Source organism: Brucella anthropi (assembly GCF_046630315.1).
Taxonomy (GTDB): Bacteria; Pseudomonadota; Alphaproteobacteria; order Rhizobiales; family Rhizobiaceae; genus Brucella; species Brucella anthropi_A.
This window is the reverse complement of the sequence record NZ_LQBD01000013.1, coordinates 94,412-107,038: the sequence shown is the minus strand read 5'-3', so window position 1 is coordinate 107,038 and position 12,627 is coordinate 94,412. Positions and strand designations below refer to the sequence as shown.

Sequence of the window (12,627 nt, the reverse complement as noted above, 5' to 3'; positions counted from 1 at the left end):
GAGCGATGGCATGATGCCTCTGATCGCGACTCAGCGCGACCTATGGCATGCTCCCACGACTTTGGACTGCCCAGGTACAACCGTTGCAAGTATAAGAGCGCTTCGTTTTCGGAGCGATCAAAAGCCGTTCCGACGACAGCATATATATTTCAGGACCTATTATTTGACGCCATCACTTGTTCGCATCACCGTACTGGGAAGCATTCTGCCCATGCTGGCAGCATGCGTTACCGTTGGCCCTGACTACCAGAAACCGCATGTGCTGACGCCCGCCGGGTGGAACAGCAAGGCTGACAGACGCGCCCCGCAGCTTGGCGACTGGTGGAAGAACCTGAAGGACCCGGTTCTGGATCAGCTGATCGCGGACGCCATCGCCAGTAGCCCGGACGTGGCAACCGCCAAGGCCAAGGTGCGGCAGGTGCGCGCCAATTATATCTCCGCTGGAGGCATACTCTACCCGCAGCTTGACGGAAAAGGGACCTATTCCCGATCCGACCACACAATAACCCGGGTCGCGGCCCAGTCGGGCCTGGGTTTCGAGACGAGTTGGGAACTCGATCTTTTCGGCGGCAACAAGCGCGGCGTGGAAGCGGCCTATTACAGTCTCGAATCCGCAAACGAACAATTGCGGGCAGCGCTTGTCACGCTCATCGGTGATATTGCCACCAATTATGCGAATTTGCGCGGCGCGCAGGCCAGCATCGCCATTGCGCAGCGCAATGCCGCCTCCCAGCGCCAGACCGTGGCGCTGACGCGCAACCAGCTTGAAGCCGGAAACATATCGCAGGTCGATCTGTTGAGTGCGCAGACGCAGGCCGCGACGACGGAAGCGCAGATACCGGGGCTCAGGATCAGCTATGCGCAGTATCTCAACCAGCTGTCCGTCCTGACGGGGCGCTCGTCTTCGGCGCTTGCGGGCCTTCTCGACAGGTCGCGCCCGATACCCGCGATCCCGCGCAAGGTTTCCGCCGGCCTGCCCGCCGATCTGCTCTTGAGCCGGCCGGACGTTCGCGCCGCCGAACGCGATTATGCAAGCGCCAATGCCAGCGTCGGCCAGAAGCAGGCGCAGCTTTATCCGAGTATTTCGCTGACAGGAAACATCAATACGGGCGGCGCCAGTTTCGGCGATCTTGGAAAACTGTCAACGATCGGCTGGAGTTTCGGCCCAAGCCTGACCATCCCGATCTTTCATGGCGGCCAGCTGAATGCGGATGTCGAGGCCGCAAGGGCCGCGCGCGACCAGCTTTTCATCGCCTATCGCAAGGTCATCCTGACCGCGCTCAGCGAAGTCGAGAACGCCAGCGTATCGCTGAACCAGAACCGCCTGCGGACCGCGCAATTGCAGGAGATCGTCAGCAACAGCCGCAAGATCAACATGTTGACGCTGGAGCAGTTCAGGGCCGGCACGAAGAGCTTTGTGGATGTGCTGACCGCGCAGCGCGATCTCCTGAGCGCGGAAACCAACCTCAATCAGGCCAGAACCGATCTGGTCGTGAATTATGTCGCCCTGCAAAAAGCATTGGGCGGCGGCTGGAACGGCCGCATTGACGTTGCAAGACCTGAAGTCGTCGATGGCTATACAGGCCCCCGCATCGTCAAGGCCACGCCTCCACCTCCGCTGACAACCGATAAGAGACCACTATGAATTCCAAGCCGAAACGCGGTTTTCGCTGGCGCCTGTGGCTGGCTGTCCTCATCGCATTGCTGATCGTGGGGTATGTCGCCGTTCGCTTCCTGACGAAAGAAGACCCGCTGCCTGCCACCACTGCCGTCAAGCGGGGCGATATCGAGAGTTCGGTCCTTGCCACGGGAACATTGCGGCCCAAGAACCTCGTCGCCATCGGCGCGCAGACAACCGGGCGCATTCTTTCGCTCAAGGTGAAGCCGGGCGAGCAGATAAAGGCCGGTGAGGTCGTGGCCCTGATCGATTCGACCAATCTGCAAAACGAGCTGAACAAATCCGAGGCAGCACTTCGCCAGAACGAAGCCACCCGCGCCCAGAACATTGCCGATCTGGAACTTGCCCGGCAGGACCTGGCGCGAAACCAAATGATGATCGGCAAGAATGCCGTCGCACGCGCGGATTACGACAAGGCGGTCAGCAACCTGAAATCGAAGGAAGCGCAGGTCGCCAATACCGACGCGGCAATCGCCGCGGCGAAAATCGCCGTGCAGATCGCCGAGACCAATCTCGCCTATACCCGCATCACCGCGCCGATCGACGGGACGATCCTCGCCACCGTCGTTCAGGAGGGGCAGACCGTCAATGCTGAGCAAAGCGCGCCGACCATCGCCATTCTCGGCCAGCTCGACACGATGACCGTCGAGGCGGATATTTCGGAAGCGGACGTCACGCAGGTGCGCGAGGGCATGCCGCTCTTCTTCACGATCTCCGGGCAAAACATGAAGCGTTATGACGCGACGCTCGAAAGGATCGAACCGGCGCCGGATTCCATCGTCAACGACAAGAGTTTCACCACAGCCACCACTGGTTCCTCCGGTGCGGCCACCGCTTCAGCCATTTACTACAAGGGTATTTTCAGCGTTCCCAATCCCGACGGGATGCTTCGGACCTATATGACGACCGAGGTTCACATTCTGCTTGCAAAGGCAACGAATGTCCTGATGGCGCCGGTGACGGCCCTCAAGGATACGAACGAGCCCGGCAAGGCCACGGTGCGCGTCCTGACCGGCGCCGACAAGATCGAGGAACGGACGGTCGAAACCGGCATCACCGACAAGATCAACACCGAAATCCGCTCGGGCCTCAACGAGGGCGACAAGGTCGTGACCGACAATCAAACCGGCTCTCCCGCGCCGGTCGGTATCTGACATGAATGATGCGCCGCTCCTCTCGCTCAAGGGTGTTTCGCGCCGCTATCCGTCGGGTGACGACTTCACGACGGTTCTCAACCATGTGAACCTGACCATCGAGCGCGGCGAGATGGTGGCGATCATCGGCGCGTCCGGCTCGGGCAAATCCACGCTGATGAACATTCTGGGCTGCCTGGACCGTCCGTCGGAGGGCGAATATCTGATCTCCGGCCGCGCGACATCGGAGCTTGAAGCCGATGAGCTGGCGCAATTGCGGCGTGAACATTTCGGGTTCATTTTCCAGCGTTATCACCTCCTTGGCGAGCTGGATGCGGTTGGAAATGTGGAGATTCCTGCCATTTATGCCGGACAGGGAAAAGAGCGGCGGCGCGAAAGGGCGCAAATGCTGCTTCGCCGGCTCGGCATGGGCGAGCGCACGCACCACAGGCCAAGCCAGCTTTCCGGCGGGCAGCAGCAGCGTGTCTCCATCGCCCGCGCCCTCATCAACAATGCGGATGTGATCCTTGCCGACGAGCCGACAGGCGCGCTCGACAGCCATAGCGGCGAAGAAGTCCTCGGCATCCTTCAGGAGCTGAACCGCGAGGGCCGAACGGTCATCATCGTCACACATGACCGGCAGGTTGCAGCACGCGCGCAGCGCATCATCGAAATCCGCGATGGCGAAATCATCTCCGATACGAAAAGCGCGGACGCCCTGCGGCCCGCGGCCGAAGCCGCAGCCGAAAAGGAGCCGCCCGCCAGGCCCGGCCATCTCGCCGGGATGCGCGACCGCTTCAACGAGGCCTTCGCAATGGCGCTCCGCTCGATGAATGCGCATCGGCTGCGCACGTTCCTGACGATGCTCGGCATCATCATCGGTACGGCCTCGGTCGTTTGTGTGGTGGCGCTCGGCCAGGGCTCGCAACGCCAGATCCTGGAAGGCATCAGCAATCTTGGCACCAATACGCTCTATATCAGTCCCGGCAAGGGATTTGGCGACCTGAAAGCGGCCCAGATCACGACGCTCAATCTCAGCGACGCCAGGGAGATCGCCAGGCTGCCCTATGTCGTGGCGGCCACGCCATATGACTCGACCAGTTCCACCATTCGCGTCAGCGACAAGGAAGTCAGCGTTTCAGTCAACGGTGTCGGGGCGGAATATTTTGTCACGCGCAACAGCAAGCTGTTGGAAGGCCGCTTTTTCGATCAGCAGAATGTGGACGATCTGGCACAGGTGGCTGTGATCGACGAAACCGCAAGGACCACCCTGTTTCCGCGCGAGGCGGGTTCCGTCATCGGCAGGATCATCCTTCTCAACAAGGTGCCGGTGCGGATCGTCGGCGTGGTCAAGGCCGAGGAACAGGGCATGGGCAGCGCCCAGACGATGGAAGTCTACCTGCCCTACTCAACCGTGCAGACCCGCATGACCGGCTCGCGCTCCCTCCAGATGATCCTCGTGCGCGTCGCCGACACGATGGACCCGGCGGAAGCCGAAAAGATGATAACCGCCTTTCTGACCAAGCGGCATGGCGAGAAGGATTTCTCGATCTTCAATACAGACAGCCTGCAAAAGACCATCGCGGCCACGACCGCGACGCTCGCCCTTCTCATCTCCAGCATTGCGGGCATATCGCTTTTCGTCGGCGGCATCGGCGTGATGAACATCATGCTCGTGGCCGTATCGGAGAGAATCAACGAGATCGGCGTCCGCATGGCCATCGGGGCCCGCCAGAGCGATATTTTGCAGCAATTCCTGATCGAGGCGGTGTTGGTCTGCCTCATCGGCGGCGTTCTCGGCGTTCTTATCGCGGCAGGATTCGGCGTGCTGTTCGCGCAGTTCAGTTCGATGTTCCAGCTTATTTATTCGCCTGCATCCATGGTGATCGCGCTCGTCTGCTCCAGCCTGATCGGCATCGGTTTCGGCTTCATTCCGGCCCGCAACGCCTCGAAGCTCGACCCTGTCGTGGCGCTCGCACGGGATTGAGGGGGGAGTCTCCCGGCCCCTGTCGCTTTTGACGCCGGGCCGGTTTTCCGGATCGAAATGAACAGGCGCCGAAAACTACCCTTGATTGTCTTATAATCGTATAATTTAATATAAGAACGCGCTTTATATCGTTGATATCAAAAGGTTTTAATGTGCAACCTGGGGTGTTTTTTCGCCGGCTTCGCCGCTCGTGACGGCATGGCCGCCACAAGAAATTTCTGTCGTTCCGCGCATTTCGGAAGGGGGTTGTTAACCTTCATTTTTTATTACTTGGGCTCATTCAGGCGATAGTATTCATGGTTCAGGTATCATGCGTAATTTGAGAGAAAATTTCCCCCACTCGACAGGAAATCGTGCAGAGAACGCTCAGGACCCGAAACAGCCTCGCGGCCAGACGGGAAGCCACAATCCGGCGAGTGACGATGCCTGGAAAATCCATTTTTCGCTGGGTGCGAATGTGCGCTTCACCCGCACGCCGGAGGTGGAACTCCTGCGCCGCCGCGGCGAGGAACTGCCGGGCATCAGCGAGCGCCCGCAGGTCCGGGCAGAAGCCGCGCCTGCGATCAGTGTCGAGAAGGTCGCCGAAGCCCAGCCCATGGCCGTTGCCGAACTCCAGAAAACCGTATCCGAGAGCATGGTTCGTTCGCCTGTCGCGCCGGTGCCTCCGGCAATGCCTGCGATTCCCGTTGCCGGCGCGCCGGTGGAAACGGCAGCGGAGGTGACGCCGGACCGTATCGAGACCGCAGCCCCGGCTGCGCCATCCGCCTTTGCCTATCTGTCCGATTTCGCCTTCTGGGAAGGTTGCGACATCGATCTGGCGCCTGTATCGGCCGCGCCGCTCGTTTCCGCCATGCCGGTCGAGCCGCGCAAGCCCGCGCCGACGGTGGAATCCATTCTGGCGCAATTCCGTATTCGCGAATGGAACAAGCAGCCCGAGCCGGAGGCCGCTGCTCCCGTCCAGCCGGTTGCGGAAATGCCGGCAGCGCCGGCGCCCGTGGAGATGGCCGCGCCGGAACCGATCGCCGCCGCCGACGTTGAAATGCCCGCCCCGCAGCCGGTCGTATCCGAGCCGGAAATCATCCCGGACATGGCCGGTGAGGCCACCGAAGACGACGTCGTTCTGGCGGTCGCGGAAGCGGAAGAACATGTCGTCGAGGCGGTGGCTGAACCTGTCTTCGAAACCCCTGCTCCGGTCAGGGCCGCGCCGTCGATTGCGCTTTACCAGCCGCAGCCCCTCCCCCGCGCCGAAGCCCCGGTCATGCATGGCGCTTATGAATTTCCGCCGCGCGATCTCCTGCAGCTGCCGCCCGAACAGGATGGAAATGTCATCACGCAGGAAATGCTGGAGCGCAGTGCAGGACTTCTCGAAAGCGTGCTGGAGGATTTCGGTGTGCGCGGCGAGATCATCCATGTCCGCCCCGGCCCGGTGGTCACGCTTTATGAGTTCGAACCGGCCCCCGGCGTGAAATCCTCGCGCGTCATCGGCCTTGCCGACGATATTGCCCGCTCCATGTCGGCGCTTTCCGCCCGCGTGGCCGTGGTTCCGGGCCGCAATGTCATCGGCATCGAACTGCCGAACGCCAATCGCGAAACCGTCTATCTTCGCGAAATGATCGACAGCCGCACCTTCGAGGCTTCGAACTACCGCCTGCCGCTTTGCCTCGGCAAGGGCATCGGCGGCGAGCCGATCATCGCGGAACTGGCCAAGATGCCCCACCTTCTGGTGGCGGGCACCACGGGGTCGGGCAAGTCGGTTGCGATCAACACCATGATCCTGTCGCTGCTCTACCGCTTCAAGCCGGAAGAATGCCGCCTCATCATGGTCGATCCGAAGATGCTGGAACTGTCCATCTATGACGGCATTCCGCACCTCCTGACGCCTGTTGTCACCGATCCCAAGAAGGCGGTCGTGGCGCTGAAATGGGCCGTGCGCGAGATGGAAGAGCGCTATCGCAAGATGGCCCGTCTCGGCGTGCGCAACATCGAAGGCTTCAATGCCCGCGCGGCTTCCGCCAAGGGCAAGGGCGAAACCGTAATGTGCACGGTGCAATCCGGCTTCGACAAGGAAACAGGCGAGCCGACCTATATTCAGGAAGAACTCGATCTCACGCCGATGCCCTATATCGTGGTCATCATCGATGAGATGGCCGACCTGATGATGGTTGCGGGCAAGGATATCGAAGGCGCCGTCCAGCGTCTGGCCCAGATGGCGCGTGCCGCCGGCATCCACCTCATCATGGCCACGCAGCGCCCGTCGGTCGATGTCATCACCGGCACGATCAAGGCCAATTTCCCGACCCGTATTTCCTTCCAGGTCACCTCGAAGATCGACAGCCGCACGATCCTTGGCGAAATGGGCGCCGAGCAGCTTCTCGGTCAGGGCGACATGCTGCACATGGCAGGCGGCGGGCGCATCGTCCGTGTCCACGGCCCGTTCGTTTCCGATGAGGAAGTCGAAAAGGTGGTCAACCATCTGAAGGAACAGGGACGCCCGGATTATCTGGCGACCGTCACGGAAGACGAGGAAGAAGAAGACGCAACCCAGGAGGCGGCCGTGTTCGATGCGACCGCCATGGGTTCGGAAGACGGCGACGATGTTTACGAACAGGCCGTCAAGGTGGTGATGCGCGACAAGAAGTGCTCTACATCCTATATCCAGCGCCGTCTCGGCATCGGTTATAACCGCGCCGCCTCCCTTGTGGAGCGCATGGAAAAGGACGGGCTGGTCGGCCCCGCCAATCATGTGGGAAAACGCGAAATCCTGACCGGCAACCGCGACTGACCGGCGGCATAGAGGAACAGAAAAAGCCTGATCGCACACGCGATCGGGCTTTTTCCATGCCTTGCCAATGGGGTGGAAACTGTTGCGCCGATGCACTTGTCAAGATGTAAAATTTGGTTAATACTTCATTCATTGGTCCATTCTTGATAATCGGTCGGGACGGCTTTCGAAGCCGTTTCAGGCCAAGAAGACAGGGAGAATGATCGATGAAGAGCATTATTATCGGCCCTGTAGCCACGGACAGGGATCGCACGGTCACACAGCAGATTTTGCTTCGCATTCACGAGCAGATGCCAAAGCCCTCGGAAGACAAGACACAGGTTTGCAACGTATTGCGCCTGTCGAAGGGCGGCTATTCGCATCGCAGGCGCAAAGTTCATAAGCTTGCCTGAGAACGAAGCAATAGAGTTTGATCCTGCTTAAGCGCCACGCACTCACCACAGTGCGGCAGGCGCTGTATTTTTGCCGTTGATCGCACATGATCGCGCGCGTTTCCCCGCAATCACGTTCTTTTGTGGTCCTGCCCTTTCTTGCCATTGCATTTTTGTTATAGAAGGCCACTGGCTGCCGCTATTGAAGGACAAGACGATGCCCTCCCCCCGGAATGGACAAGTGATCCAGAAGACTTCCTCCCGCTTCTTCCTTGGCCTGATGTCGGTCTTGGGGGGGATTTTCTTCATTCTTTTCACGGGATTAGGCATCTGGCAGGTGGAGCGGCTGCAATGGAAGCTCGATCTGATCGCCAGGGTCGATGCGCGCGTTCATGCCGCGCCGGTCGCAGCACCCGGAAAGGACGACTGGGCCAATGTCAACCAAAAGGAAGACGAATATCGTCATGTCGCGCTGACCGGCACCTATCTGAATGACAAGGAAGTTCTGGTCCATGCGCTGACCGAGCGCGGCGCGGGCTATTGGGTGCTGACGCCGATGCGTTCGCCGGACGGAGCGCTGACATTCATCAATCGGGGTTTTGTCCCCGGCGACAAGCGCGATCCGTCATCACGGCTGGAAACGCAGATAGCGGGAGAAACGACCGTCACAGGCTTGCTGCGCATGCCTGAACCGGGCGGATTTTTCCTCCGCCCGAACGATCCGGCGCGCGACAACTGGAACTCACGCGATGTTGCGGCCTTTGCCGAAAAGGACAATCTCGGGCCCGTCGCGCCTTATTTCATCGATGCCGATGCATCGTCCGGCGCGGGGACGCTTCCCATCGGCGGATTGACGGTGGTGAAGTTCCGCAACAGCCACCTTTCCTATGCCATCACATGGTTTGCGCTGGCGGCCATGGTTGCCGGTGCCGCCATCTTCGTCTGGCGGCACGAGCGTAAATCGTCAAACATGTAGAGCGTGGCCGAGCGCTTTCATGCTGGCTTCGGCCAGCCCTTCGCTCAAGGTCGGGTGCGCATGGATCGTGCCTGCAATATCTTCCAGACGCGCGCCCATTTCCACGGCTTGCGCAAAAGCGGCCGACAGTTCCGAAATCCCGGCCCCGACTGCCTGAATACCCAAAATGACATGATTGTCCGCGCGGGCGACCACGCGCACCATGCCATCGTCACGTTCCATCGTCATGGCGCGGCCATTGGCCTGAAACGGAAAAAGGCCAGCCTGGATATCATGCCCGGCCTTGCGGGCCTCATCGGGCGAAAGACCGACAGTCACGATTTCCGGGTCCGTGAAGCAGACGGCGGGGATGCAGCGCTTGTCCCACACATGTTTGCCGCCAGCGATGATTTCGGCCACCATCTCGCCCTGCGCCATGGCGCGATGCGCCAGCATCGGTTCGCCGGTGACGTCGCCGATGGCATAGACCCCGCGCATCGAGGTGCGGCAGCGATCATCGATGCGGATGAAACGGCCATCCATATCCAGCCGGATTTCGCTCAAGCCCCAGCCATCCGTCTGCGGCTTGCGCCCGACGGTCACGAGGATCCTGTCGGCCGCGATCGCCTTGACGGCCCCGTCCTGCGTGCGGATTTCCAACGCCTTGCCATCCGCTGACAGCCCCTTGGCGGACGTTCCGGTCAGAACCTCCACGCCAAGCGTCTTCAGCCGCGCCATCACGGGGCGGGTCAGTTCCGCGTCATATTGCGGGAGGATGCGGTCGGCTGCTTCCACAACCGTTACTTTGGCGCCGAGCTTGGCGAAGGCGGTTCCGATTTCAAGCCCGATATAGCCGCCGCCGACAATGGCGAGCCGCTCCGGTATCTTTTCCAGGGAAAGCGCCTCGGTGGAGGAAATGACGGCCCCGCCGAACGGCAAAGCCTCGATCTCGACCGGCACCGAGCCGGTTGCGATCACGATGTTTTCGGCATGAATGGTCTGGCGGCCCGTATCCGTATCGACCAGCACGGTCTTGCCGTCCTGAAACCGCGCCTGCCCCTGGAACATGCGCACGCGCGACCGCTTCAAAAGCCCGGCAACGCCGCTGTTCAGGCGGGTTACAATACCATCCTTCCATTCCAGCGTTCTGGCGAAATCGATGGCCGGGTTTTGCGCCGTGATGCCGAGCGGGCCTTTGGCGGCAAAAGTGGTGAGGCGATGAAACTCATCCGCCGCGTGGATCAGCGCCTTGGACGGAATGCAGCCGACATTGAGGCAGGTGCCGCCAAGGCGCGTCTTTTCCACCAGCACCGTATCGATGCCAAGCTGGCCTGCGCGAATGCCGCAGACATAGCCGCCGGGACCGCCGCCGATAATCAGAAGTTTGCAGGAAATCTCGCTCATCTGGTCATCCCTCTACAAAAATCATGGCAGGCGTTTCGACGAGGCTTTTCAGCTTCTGCACGAAGACGGCAGCGTCCCAGCCGTCGATGATCCGGTGATCGAAACTGCATGAAAGGTTCATCATCTTGCGCGGCACGAATTGCGCGCCGTCCCACATCGGGCGCACTGCCATCTTGTTGATGCCGACAATCGCGACTTCCGGACGGTTGATGATCGGGGTGGTGGCGATTGCACCGAGAGGTCCAAGCGAAGTGATGGTGATGGTGGAACCGGTCAGTTCCTCGCGCCTGGCCGTTCCGTTGCGGGCGGCTTCGGTAACACGGGAAAGCTCGGTCGCCGCCGCAAACACGCTCATGCTTTCGGCATGGCGCACGACGGGGACGATGAGGCCGTTCGGCGTCTGCGTGGCGATGCCGACATGCACGCCGCCGAACTGGCGGATAATATCCGCCTCATCGTCAAAATGCGCGTTGAGGCCCGGCTGTTCCTTGACCGCCTTCACAATTGCACGGATGACGAAAGGCAGAAGCGTGAGGCGCGGGCGCCCTTCCTTCTTTTCATGGTTGAGGCTGCTGCGCAACTCTTCAAGCTGGGTGACGTCGACTTCCTCGACAATGGTGATGTGCGGAATGTGGCGCTTGGCTTCCGCCATGCGCTCGGCGATCTTGCGCCGGAGGCCGATCACCTTGATTTCATTGACCGATGTATCGGCAGCATAGCCCGACACCGCCGGGGCAGCGCCGCTTTCCATCTGGAAGAAGGCGTCGAGGTCTTCATGCGTGATGCGCCCCGCCGGTCCCGTACCGCGGACGCGGCGCAGATCGATGCCCGCATCGCGCGCGCGAAGCCTCACCGACGGCGTGGCGAGCGGCTTTTCGCCTTCCTGCCGAACCGGGCCGGCGCCGGTGAACGGGCGAGCGGCACCCTCACGCTTCGGCGCGACGGGTTTTTCGGGCACAGGCGTTTGCAGGAGCACCGGCGCTTCCGGCGCGGCGGCGGCAGGCGCCACCGGCTCGACGGCTTGCGCTTGCGGCGCTTCGGCTTTTTCCGCCGCGCCGCCTTCGATTTCAAGGCGCACGAGTTCGGAGCCAACGGCGATCTTCTCGCCCACTTCGCCATTGATGGCGATCACCTTGCCCGCGCGCGAGGAGGGAATTTCCACCGTCGCCTTGTCGGTCATGACGGCGGCGAGAAGATCGTCCTCGCGGATGATGTCGCCCACTTTCACATGCCATTCGACAAGTTCGGCCTCGGCAACGCCTTCGCCGACATCAGGGAGCTTGATTGCGAAATGAGCCATTTAAGCCTCCATGATCGATGTGAGCGCACGGCCGACACGGTCCGGGCCGGGGAAATAGGCCCATTCCTGCGCATGCGGATAAGGCGTGTCCCAGCCGGTGACGCGCAGGATCGGCGCTTCCAGATGATAGAAGCAGTCACGCTGAACGAGTGCGGCAAGCTCCGCGCCGTAGCCGCAGGTGAGCGTCGCTTCATGCACGATGACGCACCGTCCGGTCTTCTTCACCGAGGCCATGATCGTCTCGGTGTCGAGCGGCAGAAGCGTGCGCAGGTCGATCACCTCCGCATCGACGCCGGTTTCGTCTGCTGCGGCAAGCGCCACATGAACCATGGTGCCATAGGCCAGCACGGTCACATCGCTGCCTTCGCGGCGGATCGCGGCCTTGCCGAGCGGCACGGTATAATAGCCGTCCGGCACCTCGCCCAGATCATGTTTCTTCCATGACGTGACCGGCTTGTCGTGGTGGCCGTCGAACGGGCCGTTATAAAGGCGCTTCGGCTCGAACATGATCACCGGGTCGGGATCCTCGATGGCCGCGAGCAGCAGGCCCTTGGCGTCGGCTGGCGTCGATGGCATGACCGTCTTGAGGCCGGAAACATGGGTGAAAAGCGCTTCCGGGCTCTGGCTGTGGGTCTGCCCGCCATAAATGCCGCCGCCGGAAGGCATACGAATCACGATGGGACAGGTGAACTCGCCTGCCGAGCGATAGCGAAGGCGCGCGGCCTCCGACACGATCTGGTCATAGGCGGGATAGACATAATCCGCGAACTGCACTTCGATACAGGGGCGCAGGCCGTAAGCGGCCATGCCGATCGCCGTGCCGACAATGCCAAGCTCGCTGATCGGCGCATCGAAGCAGCGTTCCTTGCCGTATTTCTTCTGCAGGCCGGCGGTGCAGCGGAAGACGCCGCCGAAATAACCGACATCCTCGCCGAACACGACGACTTTTTGATCGCGTTCCATGGCAATATCGTGGGCGTTCTGGATCGCCTCGATCATGGTCATTTTCGTCATAGA

8 protein-coding genes and 1 pseudogene are annotated in these 12,627 nt (G+C 61.1%); 6 read left to right on the top strand and 3 right to left on the bottom strand.

Annotation, left to right across the window (positions count from 1 at the left end; all coding sequences use genetic code 11):
- The first annotated feature begins 211 nt into the window (after window positions 1–211).
- The 6 genes and pseudogenes from AVM02_RS08995 (at window position 212) to AVM02_RS08970 (ending at window position 8,927) form a co-directional block, all read left to right on the top strand.
- The gene (locus AVM02_RS08995; RefSeq protein WP_411506627.1) at window positions 212–1,645 is read left to right on the top strand and encodes an efflux transporter outer membrane subunit; all 1,434 of its coding nucleotides are present in this window, start codon (window positions 212–214) and stop codon (window positions 1,643–1,645) included.
- Entirely contained in the window at window positions 1,642–2,832 is a 1,191-nt protein-coding gene (locus AVM02_RS08990; protein WP_411506626.1) for an efflux RND transporter periplasmic adaptor subunit, read from the top strand. Before AVM02_RS08995 ends, AVM02_RS08990 begins: the two co-directional genes overlap by 4 nt.
- A gap of 1 nt (window position 2,833) precedes the next feature.
- Window positions 2,834–4,798, top strand: coding sequence for a MacB family efflux pump subunit (locus AVM02_RS08985; RefSeq protein WP_411506625.1), 1,965 nt, complete (start codon window positions 2,834–2,836; stop codon window positions 4,796–4,798).
- 763 nt (window positions 4,799–5,561) lie between these two features.
- A pseudogene (locus tag AVM02_RS08980) lies at window positions 5,562–7,580 on the top strand (DNA translocase FtsK); the annotation flags it as partial.
- Window positions 7,581–7,786: 206 nt separating this feature from the next.
- Window positions 7,787–7,972 carry a hypothetical protein gene (locus AVM02_RS08975; protein ID WP_411506624.1) on the top strand — a complete coding sequence of 62 codons (186 nt, stop codon included), beginning with the start codon at window positions 7,787–7,789 and terminating at the stop codon, window positions 7,970–7,972.
- Window positions 7,973–8,168: 196 nt separating this feature from the next.
- On the top strand, window positions 8,169–8,927 hold the full coding sequence (locus AVM02_RS08970; RefSeq protein ID WP_411506623.1) for an SURF1 family protein: 759 nt from the start codon (window positions 8,169–8,171) through the stop codon (window positions 8,925–8,927).
- Here AVM02_RS08970 and lpdA read toward each other — a convergent pair.
- The 3 genes from lpdA to AVM02_RS08955 are packed head-to-tail and all read right to left on the bottom strand — an operon-like array spanning window position 8,916 to window position 12,624.
- On the bottom strand, window positions 8,916–10,310 hold the full coding sequence (gene lpdA / locus AVM02_RS08965; RefSeq protein WP_411506622.1) for a dihydrolipoyl dehydrogenase: 1,395 nt from the start codon (window positions 10,308–10,310) through the stop codon (window positions 8,916–8,918). The two genes, AVM02_RS08970 and lpdA, sit on opposite strands and share 12 nt — an antisense overlap.
- Before the next feature lie 4 nt (window positions 10,311–10,314).
- Entirely contained in the window at window positions 10,315–11,610 is a 1,296-nt protein-coding gene (locus AVM02_RS08960) for a dihydrolipoamide acetyltransferase family protein (RefSeq protein ID WP_411506621.1), read from the bottom strand.
- Entirely contained in the window at window positions 11,611–12,624 is a 1,014-nt protein-coding gene (locus AVM02_RS08955; RefSeq protein ID WP_411506620.1) for an alpha-ketoacid dehydrogenase subunit beta, read from the bottom strand.
- Window positions 12,625–12,627: the final 3 nt, after the last annotated feature.